This window comes from Hymenobacter sediminis (assembly GCF_003231285.1).
GTDB lineage: Bacteria > Bacteroidota > Bacteroidia > Cytophagales > Hymenobacteraceae > Hymenobacter > Hymenobacter sediminis.
Genome location: NZ_QKNS01000007.1, coordinates 1 through 26,967, shown reverse-complemented (window position 1 = coordinate 26,967; position 26,967 = coordinate 1). Strand labels below are relative to the sequence as shown.

Genomic DNA, 26,967 nt, shown 5'->3' with positions numbered 1-26,967 from the left:
CGAGTTGCAGGAGGCGTTGCTAAATTCATGTCTAATGGCCTACTTGCTCGCATGACCCAGCCCCTGAGCCTGCTCGCTACCCCGCCTTCCTTGGTTCCCGAACTGGAAACCCCCGATTTGCTGCTGCGCGGCCCCCGGATTACCGACCTGCCCGAAGCGGCCACTATTGCCGCCGACCCGGCCTTTTACCGCTACCTGGGCAATAAACCGCAAACCGAGGAGGATACCTGGCGTCGTATGCTGGGCCAGCAGGGCCACTGGTCGCTGCTAGGGTTCGGGGCCTGGGCCATTGAAGAAAAAGCTACCGGTCGCTATTTGGGCACAGTGGGTTTCTTCGACTTCCAGCGCGACCTGACGCCCTCCCTGAAAGGCACTCTGGAGGCCGGTTGGGTGCTGGCACCCCGCGTGCACGGCCTCGGTTACGCCAGCCAAGCCGTGCAAGCCGCCCTGAACTGGGTCGAGCCACGCTTCCCCACCGCCCGCATCACCTGCATCATCGACCCCGATAATACGGCTTCCCTGGCCGTGGCCCGCAAGTTTGGCTTCCGGGAATTTGCTCGCACCACTTACCACTCCGAGCCCATTGTGCTGCTGGAACGCCCGCGGCCGCAGGCGTAGCGCTACGGCGCATCGGCTGGCTTGGGCTGAGCAAAGAGGGGTAACCTGCGCACCAGCCACTCACTGAGCCAGAACAAAAGCAGCGCAATAGTGGCCCCGAGCAGGGTATCGAACACGCGTCCCTCCACCGAAATCAGGGTATTGCCGGGGTGCCCGGCCGTGGAGTTCAGTAGGGCCATAGGTGTAATAAATAGCAAGGCGAGGGCGTAATTGCGTGCCACCACTACCTCTGTGGCCGCCTGCAGCACCATCAGCAGCGCTACCAGCCACAGCCCCGAAGGCTGCGTTAGCGTCAGCAGCTCGAAGACCCCAATGCCCAGCAGCGTGCCGATCATGCGTTGCAGCCCTCGGATGGTAGTCAGCTGCCGGGAAGCGCTGGACTGCAGCACCGCCACTGCCGACAGCACGACCCAATACGTCCGGTGTGCCCCCAGCGGCCGACTGACCAGGCAGGTAATGAGCACGCCCATTACCACGCGCAGTGCCATCAGGGCAACTTCCCGGTCTAGCTTGAAGTGTGGATACAGCACCCGCAGCCCCGAGGGCGAGCCGTGGCGCCGCCGGACCGAGGGCAACAGCAGCGGGGCAATAATCACCAGGTAAGCCAGGGCTGCCCCCACTGCTACCAATCCTACCAGCGGCAGGCCCGGCAAGCCCACTCCGCCCAGGGTTTTGGGCCGGGCCAAATGGGCACTCACGGCGCTTACCAGCACAAACATCATGGGGCCGGGCGGGCCCAGTCGGATACCCAGCGCTACCACGCAGGCTACTGCACTCACTACCACTAGGCACGCATTGCTTAGCCAGAGGCTGCCGGCACACGCTACCCCCAGGGCCGAGGCCAAAACTAGCCCCGCGGCCACCAGCGGGAGCAGGTCCATTCGGTCGCGGCGGCTTAGGCTGGCGCCGTACAGGGCCGTGAAGGCTCCAAGCCCTGCCTGCAGCCCCCACCCTTGCTGCCCCAGCGCAGTAAACAGCCCCAGCGGTAACCCCAGCGCCAGCCCGGCCTCCATACCTACCTTCCAGCGCCAGGGCGCCGGATGAAGCTGAATTAGGCTCCGAACGGCCCGCCGCGTGCGGGGTACATAGCGCTGCATGGGGGTTGACATGGACGAGAGGGGTAGGGAGGACAGTGGCCAATCAGGGTTTTAGAGAAACGGGAGAGGCTAAAGTGGGTTTGGCAGAACTTCACCTCTGGCTCCTCTCCCTGAGGAAAGGGGCCAGAGGCGAGGCCAAACGCAACGGGCCTGCTCCCTTAGAGAGCAGGCCCGTCAGATAAATAGCAACCAGTAACCTATTCGGCTAGCAGCTGGTCAATGGTTTTGTTGAATTCGGCCACTTCCTGCTCATAGTATTTGCCGGTGCCGGGGCCCGAGAAGCCCGTGTGAATCTTGCGCACCTCGCCTTTCTTGTCGAGGAAGATGGTGGTGGGGAAAGCCAATACTTTCTGAATCTGAGGCAACGACTGGCTAGCAGCGTCTTTGTTGGCTTCACCGGCCACGGCCAGGTCATAGCCCACGTTCATGCGCTGCTTCATTTTCAGCAGCTTCTGGGCGGCTACTTTCTGGTCGGTGGTGCGCTCGTAGCCTAGCCCGATGATTTCTACCCCGCGCTGCTTGTTTTTCTCGTACCAGGGGGCCAGGAAGTTGGTTTCATCCATGCAGTTGGGGCACCACGAACCCAGAATCTGCACCACCACTACCTTGCCTTTGTACTTGGGGTCGGCAGTCGAAATGCTGCCGCCTTCCGCAATGCTCGGGAATTTGAAGTTGAGCTTTTTCTGGCCGGGTTTCATACCCGTCAGGGCGTTGGCATCGGGCAGTTTGGCCTTCGGGTCGAGGGTAGCCGTCCAGGTTTCGTGGCCCGATTTACCACTATAGAAGTCGCCCGAAATCTGGTTGATATTACCCGGCTTGGCCAGTTTGCCATCGAACAGGAAGCCGTGGCTGCCATCGAAGGTGGAAAGCATGATGTGTTCTTCACCACCTTTGGTTACCAGGTTACCCGCCAGGTAGCGGTAGTCGCCGGTAGTGGTCAGGAACGTACCCGTCAGGGCCGAGCTGTTGGTGCTATCCTGGCGGATAATGCCCACGGCCGGATACGTTTGGCCTTCATCGTCGCGGAACTCCACGCGGAAGGTCGCGCCCCGCCGCAGGTCCCCGAAGGTAGAAGCCGATTTCTTGTCACCCGTGAACAGGGCAGGGGCATCAGTGGATTTCGTGGCTGTGAAGGCTACCCGATACGGGTCTTTGGCGTCGTACTTCACCCAGGCGCCTTTAAGCTTGTCGGCCCCATCAGTGCGTACCACCAGCGCGGCATCGAACACGCCCAGGCGGATGGTGGTGGAGTCGCCGACGGTTTTGATTTCGTCCAGCTTCAGGCGTTCCTCGCCGTTGCGGAGGTACACGGCCACGGGCTGGTTGTTATTGCCCGCTTCTACATCGAACAGAAACGGAATTTCCTGGCCCTGGGCCGAAAGCACCCCGCGCCAGGTACCGGCCGGCAGGTAGGTAGCATTGGCGCCGGTGGTTTCCACGGGCTCGGTTTTTTCGGAGGAAGAGTTGGACTGACAGGCCACCGCGGCCAGCGCGAGTCCGGCCCCGGCTATGGCCTTGCGAAAAGAGAAGGCGACGGGCATAGGGAAAAGTTAAAGAAGGTTGATGCGAGGCTAAACTACTACCCCTTGCTATTAGTTTAAGGAGAGCAAGGTCGCGAATGTAAGGCCGGCAACGCATTCTGTCTGCCAGCAAGGTAGCAGTGCCTTTTGGAATGATTCTAAATCAGGCTTCCAGGGCCGCCCAGGGCCCGAAATTTTAGGCAGCGCAACGACCGGCAACTATATTTGCGTACCTGTTTCCGACAGGTTCGTTCTCTCCACTTTTTCCATTTCGCATTATGGCGTTTGACTTAGAAATGATCAAGGCCGTGTACGATGGCATGGGCTCTCGCATTGAAGCCGCCCGTACTGCCGTTGGCCGCCCGCTTACCCTGACTGAAAAAATCCTGTACGCTCACCTGTACGGCGGCTCTGTTTCGCAGGCGTATGAGCGGGGCGTTTCCTACGTCGATTTCGCTCCGGACCGCGTAGCCATGCAGGATGCCACCGCCCAGATGGCTCTGCTGCAGTTCATGCAAGCGGGTAAAGCCCAAGTGGCTGTGCCCAGCACCGTGCACTGCGACCACCTGATTCAGGCAGAACGCGGCGCCGACCAGGATTTGGCCGTAGCTAACTCCGAAAACAAGGAAGTATATGACTTCTTGGCTTCGGTATCCAATAAATACGGCATCGGCTTCTGGAAGCCCGGTGCTGGTATCATTCACCAAGTAGTGCTCGAGAACTACGCCTTCCCTGGCGGTATGATGATCGGCACTGACTCGCACACCCCCAACGCCGGCGGCTTGGGCATGATTGCCATTGGCGTAGGCGGTGCCGATGCCGTGGACGTAATGTCGGGCATGGCTTGGGAGCTGAAGTTCCCGAAAGTAATTGGCGTGAAGCTGACCGGTAAGCTCTCGGGCTGGACGGCTCCCAAAGACGTAATCCTGAAAGTAGCGGGTATCCTGACCGTAAAAGGCGGTACCGGCGCTATTGTGGAGTACTTCGGCGAGGGCGCTGAAAACCTCTCGTGCACGGGTAAGGCTACTATCTGCAACATGGGCGCTGAAATCGGGGCTACTACCTCGGTTTTCGCCTACGACGAGAAGATGGCTGCTTACCTGCAGGGCACTGGCCGCGCTGAAATTGCTCAGCTGGCTTCCGGTGTAGCTGCTCACCTGCGCGCCGACGACGAAGTTCTGGCTAACCCTGAGGCCTACTACGATCAGTTGATCGAAATCAACCTTTCGGAGCTGGAGCCCCACGTAAACGGTCCGTTCACGCCGGACGCTGCCTGGCCGATTTCGCAGTTCGCTGCCGCCGTTCGGGAGCACAACTGGCCCGCTAAGCTGGAAGTTGGTTTGATTGGCTCGTGCACGAACTCGTCGTACGAAGACATCACCCGCGCCGCTTCGGTAGCCAAGCAGGCCGCCGACAAAGGCCTGACGGTACAAGCCGACTACACCGTAACGCCTGGCTCGGAGCTGGTGCGCTACACCGTGGAGCGCGACGGTCTGCTGGACACCTTCGCCCAGATGGGTGGGGTAGTACTGGCCAACGCCTGCGGTCCGTGCATCGGGCAGTGGGCCCGCCACATGGACGACATGAAGCGGCCGAACTCCATCATCACTTCGTTCAACCGCAACTTCGCCAAGCGTAACGACGGCAACCCCAACACCCACGCTTTCGTGGCCTCGCCCGAAATCGTAACGGCCTTCGCTATTGCCGGCGACCTGACCTTCAACCCCCTCACCGACACGCTGACCACCAAAGACGGCCAGCAGGTGAAGTTTGATGAGCCCCAGGGTATCGAGCTGCCCCCCCGCGGCTTCGATGTAGAGGATGCCGGCTACCAGGCTCCCGCCACCGATGGCACGGGCGTACAGGTAATCGTTGATCCGAACTCCGACCGTCTGGAGCTGCTGGAAGGCTTCAAGCCGTGGGAGGGGGTAGACCTGATGGGTCTGCGTCTGCTCATCAAAGCCCAGGGCAAGTGCACCACCGACCACATTTCGATGGCCGGTCCGTGGTTGAAATACCGCGGCCACCTGGACAACATCTCCAACAACATGCTCATCGGGGCTATCAACGCCTTTAATGGCGAAGCTAACTCGGTGAAGGATGCCCTGACCCAGGGTACGCCGTACTCGGCCGTGCCGCAGGTAGCCCGTAACTACAAAGCCCTAGGCGTTGGCTCGGTGGTAGTAGGCGACGAGAACTACGGCGAAGGTTCGTCGCGGGAGCACGCTGCTATGGAGCCCCGCCACCTGGGCGTGCGCGCTGTACTGGTAAAGTCGTTTGCCCGTATCCACGAAACCAACCTGAAGAAGCAGGGCATGCTGGCCCTGACCTTCGCCAACAAGGCCGACTACGACCTGATTGAGGAAGACGACACCATCGACATCCTCGGCTTGACGGAGTTTGCCCCTGGCAAGCCCCTGCAGGTTCGTCTGCACCACGCCGACGGCGACACGGACCTCATTACGGTAAATCACACCTACAATGAAGGTCAGATCGAATGGTTCAAAGCCGGCTCGGCCCTGAACCTGATCCGCCTGAAGGAAGCCGGTGGCAGCATGATGTCGCAGAAATAATTCAAGCTTCAGCTTTCTAAAAAGGCCGCTCCAGACTCTGGGGCGGCCTTTTTTTACGTGGTTCTTAGACGCTTTGCAACTTTGGCTCAGTCTGCAGTATCTGAGTAGAGATACATAACTCATTTGCTCCTACCCCTATGAAAACTACCTCTACTCTGTTGGCCACGACGGCTATACTGTTGAGCGGCTGCGCCACCGTGTGCGGCACCGAGCCTGAGCCCGAGCCTAGACCTTGCTTGAGTGCTACATTGGCTGTGAAAAGCCTGGAAACAGAGTATGGCTGCCAGAACACTACCCGCCAGATGAATGTCAACCTCTCGGAAACCTATACCGTCATTCGCTCCCAACAGGAGTTCGAGCAGCAGGTAAGCGGTAGCTGCCGGCCACAAATTGACTTTGCCGTTTATGATTTGGTAGTTGGTAAGAAAGGCTTGGCCAGTGGGCCAGGCGGAATCAACTACACCCTGCGGCAGGAATGCAACACCAACAAGCTGGTGCTGTCCGTGGTCATTGGTCGTAGCATGACCACCGAAGCGCCCAACATCACTTACCACGCCCTTATCCCGAAGCTGGCGGCGGGGCAGGAGGTAGGAGTGCAGGTGGAGGTGAAGTAGATAACAGCAACTCTGTTGTAGAAACGGCCGCCCCAAAGAGATGGCCGCTTTCTTTGAAAAGCAATTAGATGATGACAGCCGAAGAGTTTACTGAATTTTGGTCCAGCACTTACCCGAATACTTTACCAATCAATTACCTCTTCAGACATGACTACCCTAATCGGTGGGTCAGGTTTCATAGCCTGCCGGAATCCAAACGGTATCCCGAGGATGAAGAGGACTGGACAATTTTGCTGCACCGCCAGAACACAATCATTCAGGCCTTGGTAGGCGCACGAGCCCAGCTCATACTGGTAACGGGTAGCTACAACGAGGTCAAGGGTAGCATCAACATGGATATACCATGGGCGGAAACAGCTTTACGGCATCTCTCTTTCACCACTTTACCAGCACTTCCGCTAAGAGAGGTCAATAGTGTAGAATATGGGGAAGAGGACTTTTACCTTCCCATATTCGCAGAAGTTGATTGGCAGTGGGATATGCTGAATAACGTGTTACGCGATGTGGCGCAGGATGAGATAAGATTCTTCTTAGTCTCCAGAGAACAACAGTGCTTAATAGCTCCGTATGACGGCGGCATGGACATTATTACAGCGAATACTGAAGTGCGGGATGCTTTACGGATTCAATTCCAAAGTTGGTTGTCAATGCGGGAAGACGGACTCTAAATGATGTTCTTTGCTATTGCAACTGAGCTATCATGACCCGCTACTTATTCCTGCTATTATTGCTGCTTGCCGCTTACCCCTTGCGGGCGCAGCAAACCTATCTGGTGGATGACTTCTCGCCAAGCTACTTCGGCAAAATCTATATTCAGGATACAACGGAGGTGTTCAGTCCCGGCTGGATTGGCATTTATGATAAGAAGACAAAGAAAGAGGTAGTCAAGGTGGAGTCGGAGGAGTTGGCGCTGTCCTTGCACAATGGCAGGGTGCAGTCCAACATTCAGGAGGTTCCTTACGGCGAGCAGAGCCTGATTATCAGCGAAGATTTCAACTTCGACGGCCGGCCCGACCTAGCCATTGAAGATGGACAGAACAGCTGCTACCACGGCCCTTCCTTCCAAATCTACCTTAACCTGCCTACGGGTCTGAAACACAGCCAGGCGTTTACGGACCTGGCCCAAGAGTATTGCGGCATGTTTCAGGTAGATGCCAAAACCAAGCGCCTCCATACCTCAACCAAAAGCGGCTGCTGCTGGCACCAGGACTCGGAGTTCATCATCCGCAACGGTGAGCCGTCTCTGGTGCGTCAGGTGGAGATGGACATGATGCGCTTTCCGTTCCAGACGACTACCACCACCACTTGGAGCGGTACCCGCATGGCGCAGACTATCAGTCAGGAACTGTATCTGGAGGATGAAAGCATCCGGGTAGTCTGCTCATTTCAGGTGGCTGGCAATGGCAAGCAAGCCGTGCTGTTCACCACCGATAATGACCTATCGTTGTACTATGCCCTGCTGCGGAAAGATGGGCAGTTGGAATTTACGTATCCAGAGTTTGGAGCTGAAGCCGACAAATTCACTATTCAGGTGGCTTCTGGCATTACCAAGTTGCGCTTTGTCAACCAGAGCGCCCAGTACACCATGCAGCAAACCTCCGGCGGGGCGCTTAGCATTCAGGTGAAAGTAGGGGGTAGGGTGGTGGAGTTACGGGAGCAACCCGGCACCCGCAAAGGCAGCCTGCAGCCCTTGCTAAAGATGAAGCCGGAAAACCTGAGCCACATCTAACGAGCAGCCAGAGAGGGAGGGCTTGCGAGTAATTTATCTGGTAGAGATGTTATCTGTTTATGAAACTTTGAAATTCAAAGTACTTTATAATATGTTTGTGCGTTTGTTACTGTGTTCTTCTCTATCAGCCAGCTATGAATACCTCCCGCACAAAAGCTACAGTGCTATACGGCAGCATAGGAGTTAGCTTTTTACTATTAAAGTTTGCTTATGCCCACGCCACATCCGCCGACTTGTGGTGGCTACTGAGCCCTACCAACGCCTTGATAGGAGGGGCCCTGGGGTCCGGTTCCTTCTTTGATCCGGCCCAGGGATTTGTGCATTCCAGTCTGCACATCACCATCGACAAATCCTGCTCAGGCTTCAACTTCTGGCTGGTATGCACCGGCTTGCTACTTGCCATCGGTGGGCGGTACGCCGGGCCTGGCAAAGCGCTGGGAGGTGGGTGGCTACTGAGCTTGCCCGTGCTGGCCTACCTGCTAACGGTACTGGTGAATGCCTCCCGTATTTTGTCGGCGGTGGCCCTGCAGCGGCTGCTTCCCGGGTTAGGACAGCGCTATGCCTGGGCACATCAGGCGGAGGGCGTGCTAGTATATCTGTTTTTTCTGATTCTTTTCTACGGCGGCTTCCGGCTGCTTTGCTCCCGCTACCTCTCTTCTTATGCAGAACCTGCTTAATCCGAAATGGCTATTTGTGCTCAATACGCTCCCGCTGGCCGTGCTAGCATTATTGCTGGGCGGAGAATACGGCGTTATTCATACCCTGCTACCCCCTGATAGCCAGCAACTGTGGCTCGTGCTGGGCAGTTTGTTGGTGGGCCTGGGGGTAGTGCACGCAGGTTACGCCGGGTGGCAGCTGAAGCGTAAGAAGCGCCTGCCAACGCTCTACGGGGCTCTGACTTTGGCTGCGAACATAGCGTTCCTGTACCTGTACGGATACCACCTGGACCGCTTATTTCCGCGGGAGGTGCCGCGCTGGATGGTGCCGGGTGAAATGCCGCTGTATGCCGGCACCTTCCTGATGCCCACCTTGGCGCATGCCGCCCTTGTCATTCTGCTCAACCTAACTCCTGCCGACCGTCCCCACCGGGCCCTGCCCAACTTTGGGGTAGCCCTGGCCGTGCCGGTCGGCGCCTACCTGTTCGGGCAACTGGTGCTGCCATGGTGGCAAGTGCCCAATGGCCAATTTGGGCAACACGCGCTGGTTGTGCTGTTCATCACCGGAACCCTGCTTTTTCTGTTTTTCCTGGCCCGCGGCGTGTATATCCTGCTCACCCGAAAAGCTGGGGTCTGGGCTGAGTATCAACTGCTCTGGAAAGTGCTGATTACGCTGATAATGCCAGTGCTCGGGCTGCTGGTGAATTCCGGGATGCTCTTCAGAGAGCTAGGAACTCCTTCCAGTGGCATCTTTGGGAATTTCCACAGCTGGTGGTTCTATGGGCTGGCCGTACTAAACGGGGTGCTGTTGTGCGTGCCGGCCCCCACGGACAAGTGGTGGCGCTTGGCCTTACTGGCGGGCCGAAGCTTCACGCTGGCTTATACGCTGTACTTCTTTCTCGTCTTTCTGCCGTTCCTGCCCTTATCTGTCATTGCGGTGGTGGCCGTTGGGGTTGGCTTCCTGATGCTGACGCCCCTGCTGTTGCTGCTGGTGCATGTGCGCGAGCTAAGCCAGGACGTGGAGGTGTTACGGGCATATTTCTCGCGCCGACTTGTGGTAGGAGTATTGGTAGGGAGCAGCCTGTTGCTGCCCCTAGGCATTACGGCCAACTATCTGTACTGTCGCCAGGCGCTGCACCAGGCCCTGGCCTATATCTATACTCCTGACTACAGCAAGCCTACCCCTCAAATCAATGCCAACCCGTTGCTTTATACCCTGGAGCGAGTGCGGGCACACAAAGACCCTAACGCTAGTCTGTTCGGTAGTGAGCTGCCGTATCTCTCCACCTATTTCAACTGGTTGGCGCTCGATAACCTCACGCTGTCGGCGGAAAAGCTGCGGCGACTGGAGCAAGTGTTCGGCAGTGAGCGGCCAGTGTATAACCGGGAACAGTTTCAAAGGGATGAGCCCGAGGACGAATCACGCCCCCAACTAACCAAGCTAACCAGCCGCAGCCACTACGATGCCCGGCAGGCGGCCCGGAGCAGCTGGGTAGATCTGGAAATTACCAATCCGGACCAGTGGGGCAATGCGGAATACCATACTACCTTGGCCCTGCCCGCAGGCTGCTGGGTACAGGAGTACTACCTCGATATGCACGGCCGCCGCGAAAAAGGCATTCTGGCCGAAAAGAAGTCGGCTATGTGGGTGTTTGCGCAAATCCGGAATGAGCAGCGCGACCCGGGCATTCTGTACTATCTCACGGGCAACCAGGTGGCCCTACGCGTGTTTCCGTTCGCGGCCCGGGAGGTGCGGCGCACCGGCTTCCGGGTGTTGCACAAAGAGCCCGTAGCCTTGCAGATAGCCGGCCAGACGGTGCAACTGGGCGATACGGCGACTTCCGTTACGCAGCCGCTTCGGCAACCCGTCACTACTCCCGGCGGGGAGGTAGTGTACCTGAGTACCGCTGCCAAACAAGCACTACCGCTAGTACAACGGCGACCCTACTACCACTTCCTGCTCGATGCGTCGGCTACCTCAACCACCAAGCCCGCAGCGTACCAACAACGCATCGAACGCTTTCTGCAGCAACGACCGGGTGCCAAAGCTACCGCCCGCTACACTCTGGTGAATAGCGGAACAACTACCCTGCCTGCCGGAACAGATTGGCTATCTGCCTGGCCAGCAACGCCAGCCACCGGGGGCTACTACTTAGAAGGGGCTATGCAGCGCGTCTTGGCGGAGGCCTGGCTTCATCCAACCCCGGAGTACCCCGTGCTGGTAGCCGTTACGGGTTCGTTGCAGCGGGCCGTGCTCCCCGATAATTTTGCTGCGCTGCAGCCCGCTACTCCTGAGCAATCTACCTTTCTGGTATTGGCCGCCGATGGGTCTGTGCAGGCTCATTCTCTCATCCATCACTCCAGCCAGCCACTACTGCCAACCGAAACCCCAGCGGAGGGTAGGGCCGTACGAGCCTGGCCGACGGCCAAACAACCCCGCGCCTACCTGCCCGACAACGGGCAACCCTCGGTAGTACTAGGAGGAGAAACATTCTCCCTACCTCCTGCGCTGGGTCAAACCTGGCAGGATGGCCTGTGGCTGCAGGGCTACCAACTGTACCAGGCGCGCAACCCCGCTGCCGCCGAACCCATGCGCTTGGCGGCCATTCGGGGCAGCTTCCGGTCGGGCATTCTAAGTCCGCTTACTTCCTACTTAGCTCTGGAGAACGAAGCCCAGAAAGCCGCTCTGCTGCGCAAGCAGAACGAGGTGCTGGCCGGCAACGCCGCCTTGGATGTTGATGATGACGTGCAGCGCATGTCGGAGCCGGAGTTGTGGGTGTTGCTGCTGGCGGTAGGAGCCTGGGGGCTGCGAAACTGGTATCGGCATCAGAAGGGGGTAGCCCTAGCGAAGTAGGCCGGATAGTCTGGGCTTCGTGGATAGGTAGCAAAAAGCACGTCATTCCTCGACCAACGCGAAATGACGTGCTTATATGAATCGGTAACATTACCTATTCAAGGAGTTGAGCAAGTAGCCACCGACGAGCGGTAAGGCAGAACGGACTTAAAAGTAAACCGCCGAGCTCCGGCCGCTTACCTTTGCGCCGCGTGGTTTTCCGCCGAATCTGCCGCGCTGTTCTGCATGAAGCATCTTCTACTCCCTGCCTCCCTTCTGTTGGCCGCTACCTCCGTGGCGCTGGCCCAAACTCCGGTAACGCCGGCGGCTCCTACTGCCGCAGACAGCGCCCAGACCCTGCCGGAGGTGGCCGTGACCTACCGCGCCGGCAGCCGCACGCCGGTTACCTTTCTGAACCTGAGCGGGCGGGAACTGGCGGCCCGCAGTGTGGGCCAGGAGCCTTCTTTCCTGCTGACGCAAACGCCCGGCGTTACGGCATATTCCGATGCGGGCAGCACCCAGGGCTACGCCTACTTTCGCCTGCGCGGCATTGATCAGACCCGTATCAATACCACCCTGGATGGCGTGCCCCTCAACGAGCCCGAAGACCAGGGGGCGTATTTCTCGAACTACCCCGACCTGTTCAACTCCCTGAGCAGTGTGCAGATCCAACGGGGGGTAGGCACCACCCAAAACGGTGTGGCCAGCTATGGCGGCAGCATTCAGCTATTCTCGCCTTCCCTGCTCGATTCAGCCCGCACTACCTTGGGCGGGGGCTACGGCTCGTTTGGGAGCTACCGGGCCTTTGGCGAGTACGCCAGCGGGCGGCGGGGGCGCGCGGCCCTGTACGCTCGGGCTTCGCACCTGCACTCCGATGGCTACAAGGAACGCTCGGCCAATACCTCGCAGTCGGTGTACGTGAGCGGTGGGCTGTTCTATGAGAAAACCAGCTGGAAGCTGAGCGTGCTGGCCGGGCAGCAGCGCAACCAGCTGGCCTGGCTGCCCGTGCCCGACTCGGTGCTGCGCCGCAACCGCCGGGCCAATGCCAACGGGGCCGAAAACGACCGGTTTCAGCAGGCTCTGGTGCAGCTTCAGAATCAGTGGCTGGTGGGCAGCCGCTCAGAGGTAAACACTAGCGTGTACGCCTCGGGGCTGCGCGGGGGCTATGATTTCGACCTGAACACCTTTCTGGGCTTGCCGCCTACCTCGGAGCTCTACCGCTACGATTTTCGCTCGGGCCTGCTCGGGGCCTTCAGCACCTATACCTACCGCACCGACCGGCTAACCTGGACCAGTGGCCTGCACCTGAACACCTACCAGCGCCGCCACCTGGGTAGCGAGCAAACCGCCGGGGAACTGTACCGCAATACGGGCTACAAGCGGGAGGGCAGCGTGTTCAGCAAAGCCGAGTACCAGCTGGGCCGCCTTACGCTGTTTGGCGATGTACAGGGCCGGGCCGTTTCGTTCCGCTATACCGGCAGCGTGCCGCTGGAAACCCTGGAGTGGCGCTTCCTGAACCCGAAAGTGGGCGCTAGCATGACGGTGGGCCAGCGTACTACCCTGTACTATACCCTGGGCCGCACCGGCCGGGAGCCCACCCGCAACGACCTGTTCGGGGGCAATGACGACCTGCTGGCCGACAGCACCGGCCAGCCCCTGCTCAGCAGCACTCAGGCAGAGTACGTGAATGACCACGAGCTAGGCGTCCGGTACCGGAGTGCTACCCTGGAGGCGAGTTTGAATGCCTACTACATGGATTTCCAGAACGAAATCGTGCTGAATGGGCAATTAGGTCCGAACGGATTGGCGCTGACGGATAACGTGGAAAGCAGCCGCCGGACCGGGCTGGAGGCCACCGTGCGCTGGCAGCCGATGCCCCGCCTCACGCTCACCAACAACTCGGCTTTCAACCGCAGCCGCATCCGGGAGCAGGAGCAGTCGTTCCGGCCCATTCTGACCCCGGCACTGCTCATAAACCAGGAGGCCACCTACCAAAGCGGGCACTGGCTGCTGGGCGTAGCGGGCCGCTACCAAAGCCGCTCCTACCTCGATTTTGCTAACTCCGCCACCATCAGCGGATATGCTTTGCTGAATGCGCGGGTTCGGTACGCCCGGCCTCGCTGGGAGGTGACCTTGTTCGGGAACAACCTCACCAACACCCGCTATTTCAACAACGGCACCGTAGAGCCCGATGGCACCCGCAAGTATTTTGTGCAGGCCCCAGCCAACTTCTACCTCGATTTCCGTCTGCATATCTGAGCTACCTGCTAAGTACTTTCCTTACTTCAAATTGCGAGCTAGGACTAACAGCTAGCTCCCCTCCTCAGATAAGGAGGGGTTAGGGGCGGTTGAAAGTCTAGAGTTAGAAACTGGAGCTAGAGGATGTGCAACGAATACCAACCACCCCCTGCCCCTCCTTGCTTGATGCGCAACATCATCTGAGGAGGGGAGTTAGGTTCTAGTTCGCAACTTAGATTACATACTTCGGGAGGGTGGGGGCGCGTAGCTTCCTGCCCCGGCACCTATGACGCACGCATTTGTATTCGGCAAATTTCTGCCCTTTCACCAAGGGCACGCCGCCCTCATTGACTTCGCCCGTCGGCACTGCGACTACCTGACGGTGCTGGTGTGCGCCAGCAACCACGAAACCCTGCCCGGCGCGCTGCGCGCCCAGTGGATACAGGCTACCTACGCCCATTGCCCCGAGGTAAGCGTGCAGGTGCTGAATTACCGCGAGGAAGAATTGCCCAACACGTCGGTTTCTTCTGAAGCCGTAGCACACGTCTGGGCCGACTATTTCCGGCAGGTAGTGCCCGATGTTTCCCTGGTAGTCACCTCCGAGCCATACGGGGCGCTGGTAGCCGCCCGCATGGGCATCCGGCACCTTGATTTCGATAGGGCAAGGGCGCAGGTACCGGTATCGGCTACGGCTATCCGGCAGGATGTGCGGGCGCGGTGGTCCTACCTGCCTGCGGCGGTGCAACCCTACTACCGGCGCACGGTGGCTATTCTGGGCACTGAATCAACGGGCAAAACTACCCTGACGGAGCAACTGGCCACGCACTTTGGCGCCGATTTCGTGGCGGAAGCCGGCCGTGACTTGATCAGTGACTCCACCAGTTTCAGCCGCACTGATTTGCTGCGCGTGGCCGATGAGCATGCCCGGCGCATTGTCGCCGCCCGTGCCACAGCCGGGCCGTTGCTGCTGCTGGATACCGATATTCACATCACCCAGTCCTACGCCCAGCTCACCGAGGGCGCCTACCTCCCGGTACCCGCTGAAACCTACGCCCGCAACCGCGCCGACCTTTACCTCTACCTACTACCCGACGTGCCCTTCGTGCAGGATGGCACCCGCCTGCCCGCCGCCGAGCGCCTCCACCTCGACGCAGTTCACCGCCAAACGCTGGCCGATTTTGGTATTGAGTACAAAGAAATCAGCGGCGACTGGCCCGAGCGGTTCCGGCAGGCAGTGACCCTAATAGAGAAGATGCTGCGCGCAGCGGGTACGCTATGAGGTAGCCACCGTTTCGGCCCGCGCTTCCCGGGGCTTCTGCACCAAGTAGTAGTACAGCAAAATCAACAGGCCAGTCAGGAAGGGTAGGAGGGCCAGATGCTTGCCGGTGGCCCCACCCCCGAGCGGCACCTCATCGAACCCCACAAACTCGCTGATCATCCAATAGGAGTTGGCCGAAATCCAGAACACAATGGCCAGGTTATGGGCCAGCTCGGCCTTGATGTCGCGGGTACGCCAGGTAATGAGTACAGCAATGAGCAGCGTCGGGAATACCATCAGAATGCCCAGGGGCTTCCACACCATGCACCAGCCAATGTCCTTGAGCAGCCAGAATAGAATATGCATGTTTTCCATGCGGCGGTAAGGGGCCGGAATGCTGTATAGCTGGTCGTTGGGCTGGCTCATGGGGGTAGGGAAAGCACGAAGATAACCTGAGCCTGCTCGCCAGGAAAGCTGAAATCAACTAGGTCGTTACGATCAAGGCATGCAAGCGGCTTTTTTCGCGCGGCTGCGTATGAGGTCCTGATTTCAGTTGTACACGCAAGTTCTTTTTATGCCCGATGCTCTTCGGAAAGTAGCTAAAGGAGCCGCCTACGTGGGCGGCGGAGTAGTGGGGGCGCTGGCCCTGTACCTAGCCGCTGCGGTAGGTCTTTCCGCCGTTCCCGTTGGTCGCCGCAACTCGCCCGAAACCGGCGAAATAGAAGCCTATATCCTCTCCAACGGCGTGCATACCGACGTGGTAGTGCCCGTGCGAACCGACCAGATGGACTGGACTCAGCTGGTTTCCTACTCCGACACGCCCGCCATGGACACTACCCGCAGCTACGTCGGGTTTGGCTGGGGCGACAAGGGCTTCTATCTGAACACGCCCACCTGGGCCGAGCTAAAGCCCAGCACCGCCGTGAAAGCTATGTTCTGGCTGAGCACCACGGCCATGCACGCTACCTTCCACCACGAGCCCCAGCCCGGTCCCGACTGCGTGAAAGTGCTGCTGACCCGCGCCGAATACGCCCGCCTGATTGCTTTCATCAAAAAGAGCTTTGACTATAATGCCCGCGGCCGGACGGAGCTCATCGGGGGCTACAGCTACGGGCAGCACGATGCCTTTTACGAGGCCACGCGCACTTACAACCTGTTCTATACCTGCAACACCTGGGCCAACGACGCCCTGAAGGTATCTGGGCAGAAAGCGGCCCTCTGGACGCCCTTCGACTTTGGAATCTTCTGGCAATACCGCTAGAAGTATGAGAACCGGCGCTATGGGCTTAATGCTTGTGCTCGTGGAAAGTTGAAAACCTGGATAAAAAGAAAACCCGGCTGGTTTCGCGTAGAGCGACACAGCCGGGACTAGAGGGTGGAAAGATGAAGGTGGCTAGTTAAGCCACACCTGAGCCACCGTCTCAAAGCGGTGACGGGCAAAGGCACCGTACGGACGTTCGGCGTAGAAACCCAGCACATGCACCTGTAACTCACCGCTACGAGCGTTGCGGCGCATCTGGATGGGATACACTTGGCCGGCAACGGGCCAGTCTCCAATATGGTCGGCAGGGCGGCGGCTGGCATCAACGCAGCGGGCGTACTGCTGCACGGGAAGCGGAACAGGAAGCTTTACTTTCGACATATCCAAAGATAAGAATATTGTCTCTTATTAGCTAATATTTTTGGGTGTTTATGAGTGTGCAAAATTTTGAACATTATGATGTTTTTTATTGCATTATGTGTCTTATTTGTATAACAAAAGTCGCTTGAGCAGTGGCCTTGAAAATGGTTCAAACCAATGAACCTATTACAGTAAAATACTAAATTATTTAGCAAAAAAATCATCTTGATTCGTAACACATTAAGAGAGTAGCAAACAGGGACACTCAATAGAGGAAATAGCTGCTTTCATTAGAAAGCAAACTTTGCTTAAAACAGTTACTACTCAGCAATTTCACTATGTTTGCATCTGCTTCAGGCTATTTCCTCGTGGCTGATGAAGATGTTCGACGAAAATAAAGACGGCCAATTCCAGCTTCCGGCCTGACAGAAGCTAAGAGTGTAACTCGTCTATCTATTTACTGCGCGACGGCAAAGCGCAAAGACCCTCTTCGGTCACATGTAATTCACTTACCCAGGCTGCTACAATAGAGACAGTGCCCCGGTCTGACCGGATGGGCCTTATGTAACGACTTGCCCCAATAAGTTGGAGGCCAGCGGCGGGCAAATTAAGCCCGGTGAGTGAATCGGCTACCCCCTCTTAGCGCCTGAACCGGCAGCATACCTGCTGGTAGATAAGCAGCACGCTTATCCATAATGCCTTCTGTTTTACGGAAAAGTCTTGGCTCAGCTCCATGAGGGTAGCTGAGCTTTGGGCAGCCTCGCCTTGGAGGTTTCAGATAGTCATCTACCGGTTTCTTACTGTCCTCTGCATATGTAGCAGATCTATAGCCTATGGGTAGTCCGGCAGCCTCGTAGCGGGGCTTGATTTACGCTGCAACAGCTTGATGTCGGCTTTATACACTTCAACTACACTGCTATATGAGTATTGTTGTTAACGCACTTGCCTACCATCATCCTAATAGAGAACTGCTATTTCAGGACATCAGTCTAGCGGTAGGCCGTGGGGAGAAGGCTGCTTTGGTGGGTAATAATGGGGTAGGAAAATCGACGCTGCTGCAGCTGGTAGCGAGGCAGCTAGCTCCTACAGCTGGAGAAATAAGCATTTCGGAGGCACCCTATTATGTTCCGCAGCATCTGGGCCAGTATGATGACTTTTCGGTGGCGCAGGCGCTGGGAGTAGCTGATAAGCTACAAGCACTAGGTGCCATTCTGGAAGGTGATACCTCGCCCGAGTATTTCGCTCTCCTGAACGATGACTGGGAGATTGAGGAACGGGTGCTAACGGCCTTAACCGCCTGGAAGCTACAGCATCTACCGCTGACTCAGCCCTTAAAATCACTCAGTGGAGGTGAAAAAACCAAGGTCTTTCTGGCGGGCATTCTCATTCATACCCCCGGCATTATTCTACTCGACGAGCCATCTAACCACCTTGATGCAGAAAGTCGTACTCTGTTGTATGGGTTTATCCAGCGTAGCCGGGCCACAGTCCTGCTTGTCAGCCACGACCGGGCGTTGCTGAACTTGCTGGACGTAACATTGGAGCTCAGTAGCAGCTCGGTGGAGGTATACGGCGGGAACTATGATTTCTATAGGGCCCAAAAAGAAGGAAAGCTCACGGCGCTGCAGGCTCGGCTGGAGGAGCAAGAGAAGACCCTGAAGCAAACCCAGCAAAAGGCGCGCGGCTTGGCTGAGCAGCGTCAGAAACTGGAGGCCCGCGGCAAGGCCCAGCAGCACAAAAAAGCCCTGCCACGCATTGTGGCCGGCAGCCTCAAAAGTAAAGCCGAGCAAAGCTCAGCGCAGCAAAAAGAGGTGCAAAACGACAAAATTCAGGACCTGACAGACAACCTGCGGCAAACCCGAACGCAGATTCAGGAGCAACAGGTTTTGCGAATAGACCTGAAGAAACCCGATCTGCACCGCGGAAAAATTTTAGTGGAAGCCAAGGCTATCAACTTTGCTTATGGCGCGGCACCGCTCTGGAAAACACGGCTAACCTTTCAGCTTCGCTCGGGCGACAGAATACGGATAGCGGGCCGCAATGGTAGCGGCAAAACCACGCTGTTGCGCTTGCTGATGGGAAAATTGCTACCCTCAACGGGGCAGCTAACCCTCGCCGAATTCAGGTACTTATACCTGGATCAGGAGTATTCCGTGCTTGATAATCAGCTTTCGGTAGTGGAGCAGGCCGAACAGTTCAATACCCGACATCTACCAGAGCATGATTTGAAAATGCTGCTGCACTACCACCAGTTCCGGCAAGAAAGCTGGGACCGGAAATGTGGGTCTCTGAGCGGGGGAGAGAAGATGAAGCTGATCCTCTGCTGCCTGGCCATTAGTGACAACACCCCGGATCTACTTATCCTGGATGAACCTACCAATAACCTCGACCTGTACAGTCAGGAAATAGTAACGGAAGCCGTCCGAAGTTTCGCGGGCTCTATCATGGTCATTTCGCACGATGAGTTTTTCATCCGGGAGGTGGGCATAGACAGCACCATTGAACTAGGGTAAAACCTCACGGCCCCCGGGCGTCACCCAATTCTGACTTTGGATGACGCCTGGGGGCAGTAAGTTGTTTTACCGGAATGCCGGCTGTATCAGGGTTGGCGTACTACCCGACGGGTAGTGCTGCCGGCCACCGTGCTGATTTGTACCAAATAAACACCAGGGGGGTAAGGGCTTAAATCGAGTTGAGTATTGCCGCCGCTGGCTGCAGTGTGCACCAGCAGTTCCTGCCCCAGCGCCGACAATACCCGCACCGTAGCCGCCCCGGCCGGGAGCTGCAGGAGTAGCTTGCCGGTAGTTGGGTTTGGGTAAAGCGCTACCTCCAGCTGCCGAGTTGGACGCACAGTTAATACCTGCTGGTAGCGGGTTGCAGCAGCGTCGGCGGCGGCCTGCAGTTGGGCCAGCGAGGGGGCGCCCAGTATCGCAAATGCTACCACTACAGAATCGGCAGGTGCGAGGCGGGGTAGGGTTGCGCCCACCACCTGAGAAGCGTCGGTGCCAGCCACTAGGCCCGCAGTGCGCTGACTGGTGCCGCTGGTCAGGCTCAGGAGCTTCTCGGCAGCGCTGAAACCATCGGCAAGGCGGATGGCGGTGCCCGCCGGTGCTTGGTTGTCAATGGAGTACACGCTGGCTTGCCCACCCGAGAGGTGCTGAACTCCCGCGTACAGGGTAGGTTTGATGGGGTCGTAGAGGTAGCCCAGGTGACGGGAAGCATCCCAGTTAGCGGCGTTGCGGGCCGGTTCGCCGGGCAGGTCCCAGTCCATGTACAATCCTATGTGCAGGGGCTTAAGCGTATCGGCGGTAAGGTTGGTGAGGCTGTACTCCACTACTACGTAGTCGCGGTGCGGAGCCGTGGCCCAGGCGTAGGCCCGTTGTCGAACCCTTACGCCCACTGAGCGCCCTTTGGTGAGGCTAGGTAGGGAATCACGAAGTACACCATAGGCTTCCTGATCGGCGCGCAGGGGCTGCGTTAGCCTGCTGGCGCGGGCCAGCGCATAGAAGTTGTGATTGGCGCCGTAGCGGTCATTGCGCACATTGTCGGCTAGGCGGGAGGTAGGCGTGGCAATCAGCAAACCGCCTTCGGCCAGCAGTGGGCCGCTGCCCCGGTAGCTCACGCCTTCGCCGGCGTCGGAGCCCAGCCCATCGTAGCCCAGGTTGCCGCGGCTGGTAAGCGTAAGCTGTAGGTCGTTGATGTTAAGCACCACGTAGTTGGGGTTCAGCTGGATGGTTTCGTACTGATCCTCCCGGTAGCCCGTAGTAACATCTTCTAAGCGGTAGCGCAGCACGGCCTGAGCATTCAGGGGTACGCCTGTTGTGGCCACCGCCAAGCGGAAGGGCGCATCGGCATTGGCGCGCTGGGCCAGGGTAGCCAGCGCCCCTACCGCGAAGCTTCCCTGGCGCACCGTGACATAAGGCGAGAGGGAAGTAACCGTGACGCTCAGATTGCGGACTGGGCTGAGCAGGTTCTGAACCGTGACGGTCAGCCGGATAGTGTCGCCATTAGCGTAGGACCGCCGGGCCGGCAGCATGATGCGGCGCACCACCCGCGCCGACTGCTGGGAGGTTTCGGTGAGGGCGCGCAGCACATTAAGGCGGCCTGAGCCAATACGACCTGCAAAGGCCGCGTTGCCAGGTAGTGCATTGATGTTGTCGGTAGTACGCCGGATCTGGGCGGCTATCTGGGCAGCATTGTAAGTGGGGAAGTGGGTGCGTAGCAGCCCCGCCGCTCCCGATACTAAAGGTGCCGCAAAGGAGGAGCCGCCCACCGCGCCGTAGTCAGAATCCGTATCACCCCAGGTAGTCACGATGCCGGTGCCGGGCGCCGAAAGATCCACGCGGCGGCTGTAGGTAGCGTTGAGGCTACGTTCATCAGAAGGCTGCAGCGTGGCCACAGACAGCACATGGTCGTAGCTGGCGGGGTAGAAATCCAGGTCGGCGGGCGTGTTGCCGGCAGCGGCCACCACCACGGCATCCCGGTTGACGGCAGCGTAGGTAATAACGTCTTGCTCGAACTGGGAACGGCCACCCGCCCCACCCCACGAGAGATTAATGACTTTGCAGCCGTGGTCAGCGGCGTACACAATGGCCTCGAAGCCGCCAAAGACGCCGGCATCGGTGCTAGGGTAGATTTTTAAAGGCATAAACCGGCACCGGTACCCCACGCCCGCAATACCCTTGCTGTTGTTAGGGGCAGCGGCGGCGCAACCAGCCACCAGAATACCATGCACGCTGCTAGGGTCGCGCGAGGGGTCATTGTCGTTGTCGGCAAAGTCCCAGCCGTAGTAGTTATCTACGTAGCCATCCAAGTCATTATCAATACCATCAATGGGGTCGAGGCGGTTTACCTGGATCTGGCTGGCCAGATCTTCGTGAGTCAGGCGCGTGCCTCCATCCACAATCCCAATAACCACGCTGGTATCGCCCTGGCTGATGTCCCAGGCCCGGTAGGCCCGGATGTTCTTAAGGTAATACTGCCCCCCGGCGCGGGTAGAGTCGGAAAGTGGGTCGTTGGGTTGAAACAGGGTAGGATAGCTATACAACGGCTCGGCGTACTCCACAGCCCCGGTTTTAAGCAGAGCCCGGCAGGCCTCTGCCACAGGCAGCGTAGCCGGCAGCTCAGCCTGCAAAATCAGTCCCAGGTCAACGGCACCGGGCTGCTGCGCAGAAGATGACTTGCTGTAGGGAAATTTGGGCCGCACATTGCGGATATTCAGGCGGGCCAGCGTGGCGGTGAGAGGCGAGGTTCTGGGGTTTTCCGGAATATTACGCTGCTGTGTGGCGCCTGCTTTCAGCTTGAACACCACCCGCCCCGGAATGATGGTTTTAACCGCCGTAGTGAGCACCGGGCTTTGCCCATGCAGTGCCGCCGGAAACAGACTTAGAGAAATAGCGGTAAACAGGCAGCAAATAAATAACCGATGTAGTGGTAGCAGCATACGCAAGAAGTAGGTGGGTGGGGTAGTAGGAAGTATAGCCGACTAACGAGAGCAATAAACAATTGGATGCTGCTAAGAGACCAAGCGCCAAACAAATTCCTTGTGAATTTAACTATACCGAGCCGGCTGAGCATTGCTAGGCGGCATCTTTTCGATTAACAGCCTTGTCTAAACCCTGAGTATTGCCTTTTCCCGTCTCGGGAAAATAGTCGCCTTCATGTTCCCAAAACTACCCAGCCCCCGAAATGCAGAAAAGCCACCTGATGCACTCAGGTGGCTTTTTCTAAGGGAGCAACTGGGCTAGTAAAAGGCCTATTATCTGCCTCCTTTGCTGTATTTGTAGCGCTTTGGTGCATTCACCATTCGAAATTTATGGGGGTTGTTAGCGTTCAGGTCTAGGCCTAATCCAATGGGACTGTGGTTGCGCTTAAATTGGGACTTATCATTGGTGCGCCGAGTTCTTTCCATAGAAACCGAACGGTATTCACGGGGTTTTTCCATGGCGGTAGTATCCTGGGAGCAAGAGGCAAAAAAAGCCAGGCCAGCAACCGCCGAGAGAGGTAGTATAGCTTTCATGATGGGAGAGGCTGAGGAGAAAAAAATCACCCGGCGCAATGCCAGGTACCTGAGCCTGTGTACTATAAACCACGGCAAAAGGATACAGCCAAACCGGAATAATACAGGCCTGCTACAAGCTCAGCATCTCCCGAAACCGCACTGACTGCTGGCGCGAAACCTCTACCTCGGGCCCGCCGCGCAACCGGATTTTAAGCGAGTTGCTGAACCAGGGCTCGATGCTCTCTACCCATTTCAGGTTGATGATTTGCTGACGGTTGGCCCGGAAAAATATTCGTGGGTCGAGGCGCTGCTCCAAGTGCTGCAGGGTACGCGGAATCAGGGGGCGGTTGGCCTCGAAGTAAATTTGGGTGTAGCTGCCATTGATTTCAAACAAGCGGATGTCGGCCAGGCGCACAAACCAGCACCGCTCCCCGTCCTTCACAAACACCTGGTCGTGCTCGGTGAGGGGGGTAGGGGTTGGCTCCTCTGGCAGGGGTAGGGCAGCGGTCGGCACCGCTACCGGCGTGGTGGCCACCTGTTTCGCGCGGGCCTTGCTGACGGCGGTGGCCAGCCGGTTTTCCTGAATGGGCTTGAGCAGGTAGTCGAGGGCATTTACCTCGAAGGCACGCAGGGCGTACTCGTCGTAAGCCGTGGTGAAAATGACGTGAGGAGCTACATCCAAAGAAGCCAGGAGCTCAAACCCGGTTTCCCCTGGCATGTGGATGTCCAGAAACAGCAGGTCGGGCTGTAGCTCCCGCAACTGAGTGCGAGCTTCCTCGGCGTGACGTGCTTCGCCTACTACTGTTATCTCCGGGAAGGCCTGCAACAGGTGGCGCAACTCGGTGCGGGCCAGGCGGGAATCGTCAACAAGCAGAGCGTTCATAGCATCGCAGATTTACACAAATTGATCAAGATTTCACTGATTTTGACCTCAACGCAACGTTTGGCTTGAAGTCAATTCAGACAACTGCGGGACTGGTGCCATAGAGGCTGTAGGCACGGCTGCCACCGGCAATTGCAGGTGGGCTACTACCATATCGGGCGTATGAGGGTCATTGGCGAGGTGGAGGTGGGCGGCGGGGCCGAATAGCAGCGCCAGCCGCTCGCGGGCGTTGCGCACGCCTACCCCCGCATGACCCGGCAAAGGCTCGTAGCGGCCGGTATTGCGCACGGTAACGTGCAGAGTGTTGGAGTCGTTGAGTTGGGCGCAGAGGCGAATAACGCCGCCCGCCGGGCGAGGAGCCAAGCCGTGCTTGATGGCGTTTTCTACCAGCAGCTGCAGGGTCATGGGCGGAATCAGGACGGGCAAAGCGGCCGGGTCCACATCGATCGAGTAATGCAGGCGCTCCTCTAACTGCAGGGCCTCCAGTTGCAGGTAGTGCTCCACAATTTCCAGCTCCCGGCCCAGCGGTACCTGCTCGGCGCTATTAAGCTGAATGGAGTAGCGTAGCAAGTCCGAGAGATGCGTAATCATGTCGCGGGCGCGGGCCGGGTTTTCCATTACCAGGGCCCGGATGTTGTTGAGCCCATTGAACATGAAGTGAGGGTTAATCTGGGCCTTGAGAGTACGCATCTCGGCTTCTTGCACCGCGGCAGTCAGCTTCCACTTGTCTATCTCAGCATGGCGGAAGCTGGTGAGGTAGTGCCACCCAAAGTAAAAGCCTGCCCACAGCCACAGTAGAAAGTTCACGTTCACGGCGTAGCCAATAAACTGGGCCCAACCGTGGGGTTTACCATCGCCCGCCGGGCGTATGATGAAGATAATCACTGCCCAGATGATAACCTGGCTTAACAAGGACAGCAGAGCATTAACTATGAGGAGCCGGCCCAGTAGCGGTACGGGGCTCAACTGCTCCCAGGCGTTGGCCCGGATGTGGTAGCGCAACCAGTGTGAGACGCCTAGCATGGTGGCGGCGATGCTGAAATTAATCAGCAGCATATCGCGCGAGCGGGCTCCCATAAAGGAAAATGCCGCCACACAAACTACAAAATACAGGCTCCAGCCCAGCAACTGGCAGCGCCAGTAAAGGCGGCTGGGGGGCGGTACAGCAGCGTAGGAAAACATAGCGTAGTAGGAGGAAAGCAGGGCTGGCCGAAGGCTACTGGAGCTGTAGTGCCTGGGCTGGGCGGTAAGCTTTCGAATTCTGACGGTAAGAAAAGAAAAGCAACCCACCCAGCACTAGCAGGGAGCCGGTAACAAACACCGGAATCAGGTAGAGACTTTCCGCCGGGGTGCGCAGCCCTAGCACCAGACTACCCACCGGAATAACGCCAGCCATCACCGCATAGGGTCGGGCGTTATAAAACCACGCGTACGGAAAGAAATGAGCACCCGTGATAATGCCGTAGGTCATGATAAAATGCTGCGGATACCGGCTGAACATAAAAATCAGGAAGGGAAAATAGAACAGCTGCGCAAAATTCAGCCAGAGCCCCAGGGGCTGTAAGGGGTTGTGCGGCAAGGACCAGGTAGTGCGGAGTGCTTTGGAAAGCAGCCAGGCCAGCGGCAGCGTGGCCGTGCCCACGAAAAACGTGATGAAGCCCTTCTGAGCCGCTGAGTAGGGTAGGGTCCAGACGATGGCAATTGCTGCCCAAACCACAGTGGCCGCTGCAATAAAGTCGAGCCCATTTTTGGCCTTAACCGACAGCTCCGTTTTCAGCTCCGCGAATTCCTGTTCCGATATCATGGGTAATGAGTTGTAGCTTCTTCTGATAAGCGAAATCAAATGCAGGGTACTGCTCAGGTACCTCAGCGGGCGTAAGATAAACGCCCGCTGGAATGTCTGCTGCTATTACTTCTTCGCCAGGGCGTTTTGCTTCAGGAAAGCATCGGTCTGACTGAAGAACCACTGCGTATCGTCCCACATCAGGAAGTGCTTGCCAGCCTCCGACATTTCGACCTTGTGCTGGGGTAGTTTGGCATATTGCTGCTCGAAAATGGCCTTGGTGCTTTCTTTGGTAGAACCGTACTGCTTGTAGGCGGCCCAGGCGCCTAACACCAGCACGGGTTGCTGAATGCGGGCAATATCCTGGCGCAGGTCGGTGGTCATCAGGTCGTAGTAGGCCTGGGCTACGGTGGCGGGGTCAGAAGCCACCGACCAGCGGGTAGCCTGGCTGATGCGGGCTGTGTCAGTCATCATGGTAGCCGACATCTGGCGGGCAGCGGCGGTAGTCATCTTGCCGGCGCTCATTTGCTGGCGAATACCTTCGGCCATGGGCTTGGCGGCTTCGGCCGTGAGGGTAGGGTTTTGCACGGCAGCCAGGAAGGGCAGCGAATCGACGATAACCAGGGGGCCGGCGGCTTCCGGCTGGGTGCTGCTCAGCCACAGGGCCAGGAAACCTCCTAGGCTGTGGCCCACAATGGCCGGCTTTTGGAGCTTCTGCGTTTTGATGTACGTCAGCAACTGGTCGCGGACGTTGAGCAGGAGCTGGTTGGTGCTGGCTGGGGCCGCGTTGCCCCCGAAGCCGGCCAGCGAAATAACGTGGCACTGGTACTGCTTCTGGTAGTGGGCTACGGTTTCATCCCACACGGCGCCGGGGCAGGTCAGGCCCGGAATCAGCAGCATAGGCTTGCCCTTGCCCACTACCCGCACCGTGAAGTTAGGGTGGCTGGCAGGGTTGTCGGTGGCGGAGGGAGTAGGGGCCGGAGCTGCCTGGGCAGTATTGGGCGCAACGAGCAGGGTAGCCGCGAGCAGGAAGGCAGAGCAAATGGGGCGGAGCGTGGCAGTCAGGTTCATGGCAGAAAGTAGTTAGGAGTAGATGAGTCAGGGTTGTTTGATGATTCAAACCTAGCACCCCCGGCCCCCGCCCGAAACTACTTTTCCGCGAACGGTAAATTGGCCGCCCGAACTGCTAAAAACTCCGCCCGAATTGTACAGCTCATTTGCCTGCCATTTCACCTCCCTTAAGCGGAATAGACTTTTCCAGCATATGCCCCCTCTATGAAATTCAACGGGCTCATGCTGTGGGTCAGAGCTTTGTTCATGACTGGTCACCCTCGGAAAGTTCAGCGCCTAATTCGTGCCTAATCAGTCGGGGCTCCATCAACAGATAATCTGCTGATGGAGCCCCGATTGTATGTAAAATATGCTGTGGTGCAGGGATTGATGCTGGCGTTAATTGACGACCAGGGTCATGATGGAGTGGGGTCGGCTGGTGGCCTGGGCGGCCTGGCCTTTGATCCAGAGCTGGAAGGGCTGCTCCTGGTTG

At 57.9% G+C, this 26,967-nt stretch carries 20 protein-coding genes; 11 read left to right on the top strand and 9 right to left on the bottom strand.

The features are described 5' to 3' along the window. The first annotated feature begins 51 nt into the window (after positions 1–51). On the top strand, positions 52–618 hold the full coding sequence (locus DNI29_RS17710; protein ID WP_110979474.1) for a GNAT family N-acetyltransferase: 567 nt from the start codon (positions 52–54) through the stop codon (positions 616–618). Between the two features lie 2 nt (positions 619–620). Here DNI29_RS17710 and DNI29_RS17705 read toward each other — a convergent pair whose 3' ends face one another. Further along, positions 621–1,727: an FUSC family protein gene (locus DNI29_RS17705; protein WP_110979473.1), complete on the bottom strand. Its 1,107-nt coding sequence runs from the start codon at positions 1,725–1,727 to the stop codon at positions 621–623. Between the two features lie 185 nt (positions 1,728–1,912). Then, the gene (locus tag DNI29_RS17700; protein WP_110979472.1) at positions 1,913–3,256 is read right to left on the bottom strand and encodes a TlpA disulfide reductase family protein; all 1,344 of its coding nucleotides are present in this window, start codon (positions 3,254–3,256) and stop codon (positions 1,913–1,915) included. Positions 3,257–3,513: 257 nt separating this feature from the next. On the opposite strand from DNI29_RS17700, the gene DNI29_RS17695 reads away from it, so the two are divergent. The 8 genes from DNI29_RS17695 to DNI29_RS17660 all read left to right on the top strand — a co-directional run bounded on the left by DNI29_RS17695 (position 3,514) and on the right by DNI29_RS17660 (position 15,157). Continuing rightward, on the top strand, positions 3,514–5,808 hold the full coding sequence (locus DNI29_RS17695; protein ID WP_110979471.1) for an aconitate hydratase: 2,295 nt from the start codon (positions 3,514–3,516) through the stop codon (positions 5,806–5,808). A gap of 137 nt (positions 5,809–5,945) precedes the next feature. Beyond that, entirely contained in the window at positions 5,946–6,422 is a 477-nt protein-coding gene (locus DNI29_RS17690; RefSeq protein ID WP_110979470.1) for a hypothetical protein, read from the top strand. A gap of 68 nt (positions 6,423–6,490) precedes the next feature. Continuing rightward, positions 6,491–7,090 carry a DUF3885 domain-containing protein gene (locus DNI29_RS17685; protein ID WP_110979469.1) on the top strand — a complete coding sequence of 200 codons (600 nt, stop codon included), beginning with the start codon at positions 6,491–6,493 and terminating at the stop codon, positions 7,088–7,090. A 32-nt stretch (positions 7,091–7,122) separates the two neighbouring features. Then, complete coding sequence (locus DNI29_RS17680; RefSeq protein WP_110979468.1) at positions 7,123–8,151, top strand: XAC2610-related protein; 1,029 nt, start codon at positions 7,123–7,125, stop codon at positions 8,149–8,151. A gap of 134 nt (positions 8,152–8,285) precedes the next feature. Continuing rightward, positions 8,286–8,828, top strand: a complete 543-nt coding sequence (gene xrtK / locus DNI29_RS17675; RefSeq protein WP_110979467.1) for an exosortase K — start codon at positions 8,286–8,288, stop codon at positions 8,826–8,828. Further along, positions 8,812–11,661, top strand: coding sequence for an MSEP-CTERM sorting domain-containing protein (locus tag DNI29_RS17670; RefSeq protein WP_110979466.1), 2,850 nt, complete (start codon positions 8,812–8,814; stop codon positions 11,659–11,661). Before xrtK ends, DNI29_RS17670 begins: the two co-directional genes overlap by 17 nt. 225 nt (positions 11,662–11,886) lie before the next feature. Beyond that, complete coding sequence (locus DNI29_RS17665; RefSeq protein WP_110979465.1) at positions 11,887–13,899, top strand: TonB-dependent receptor; 2,013 nt, start codon at positions 11,887–11,889, stop codon at positions 13,897–13,899. Between the two features lie 265 nt (positions 13,900–14,164). Then, on the top strand, positions 14,165–15,157 hold the full coding sequence (locus DNI29_RS17660) for an AAA family ATPase (protein ID WP_110979464.1): 993 nt from the start codon (positions 14,165–14,167) through the stop codon (positions 15,155–15,157). Here DNI29_RS17660 and DNI29_RS17655 read toward each other — a convergent pair. Continuing rightward, positions 15,152–15,562 (bottom strand): hypothetical protein, encoded by a 411-nt coding sequence (locus DNI29_RS17655; protein ID WP_202910511.1) that lies wholly within the window; start codon positions 15,560–15,562, stop codon positions 15,152–15,154. The genes DNI29_RS17660 and DNI29_RS17655 overlap by 6 nt on opposite strands. 148 nt (positions 15,563–15,710) lie before the next feature. On the opposite strand from DNI29_RS17655, the gene DNI29_RS17650 reads away from it, so the two are divergent. Beyond that, positions 15,711–16,397: a TIGR02117 family protein gene (locus DNI29_RS17650; protein WP_110979463.1), complete on the top strand. Its 687-nt coding sequence runs from the start codon at positions 15,711–15,713 to the stop codon at positions 16,395–16,397. 132 nt (positions 16,398–16,529) lie between these two features. On the opposite strand, the gene DNI29_RS17645 is transcribed toward DNI29_RS17650, so the two are convergent. Next, on the bottom strand, positions 16,530–16,778 hold the full coding sequence (locus DNI29_RS17645; RefSeq protein ID WP_110979462.1) for a hypothetical protein: 249 nt from the start codon (positions 16,776–16,778) through the stop codon (positions 16,530–16,532). 899 nt (positions 16,779–17,677) lie between these two features. On the opposite strand from DNI29_RS17645, the gene DNI29_RS17640 reads away from it, so the two are divergent. Further along, positions 17,678–19,270 carry an ABC-F family ATP-binding cassette domain-containing protein gene (locus DNI29_RS17640; RefSeq protein WP_110979461.1) on the top strand — a complete coding sequence of 531 codons (1,593 nt, stop codon included), beginning with the start codon at positions 17,678–17,680 and terminating at the stop codon, positions 19,268–19,270. 86 nt (positions 19,271–19,356) lie between these two features. On the opposite strand, the gene DNI29_RS17635 is transcribed toward DNI29_RS17640, so the two are convergent. The 5 genes from DNI29_RS17635 to DNI29_RS17610 form a co-directional block, all read right to left on the bottom strand. Further along, a complete protein-coding gene (locus DNI29_RS17635; protein ID WP_110979460.1) occupies positions 19,357–22,200 on the bottom strand; it encodes a S8 family peptidase in 2,844 nt (947 codons plus the stop codon). A gap of 688 nt (positions 22,201–22,888) precedes the next feature. Further along, a complete protein-coding gene (locus DNI29_RS17625) occupies positions 22,889–23,641 on the bottom strand; it encodes a LytR/AlgR family response regulator transcription factor (protein ID WP_110979458.1) in 753 nt (250 codons plus the stop codon). 48 nt (positions 23,642–23,689) lie between these two features. Then, complete coding sequence (locus tag DNI29_RS17620) at positions 23,690–24,823, bottom strand: sensor histidine kinase (RefSeq protein WP_110979457.1); 1,134 nt, start codon at positions 24,821–24,823, stop codon at positions 23,690–23,692. Positions 24,824–24,857: 34 nt separating this feature from the next. Continuing rightward, positions 24,858–25,445 carry a DUF7010 family protein gene (locus tag DNI29_RS17615; RefSeq protein ID WP_110979456.1) on the bottom strand — a complete coding sequence of 196 codons (588 nt, stop codon included), beginning with the start codon at positions 25,443–25,445 and terminating at the stop codon, positions 24,858–24,860. A gap of 105 nt (positions 25,446–25,550) precedes the next feature. Beyond that, positions 25,551–26,495: an alpha/beta fold hydrolase gene (locus DNI29_RS17610; protein WP_110979455.1), complete on the bottom strand. Its 945-nt coding sequence runs from the start codon at positions 26,493–26,495 to the stop codon at positions 25,551–25,553. Positions 26,496–26,967: the final 472 nt, after the last annotated feature.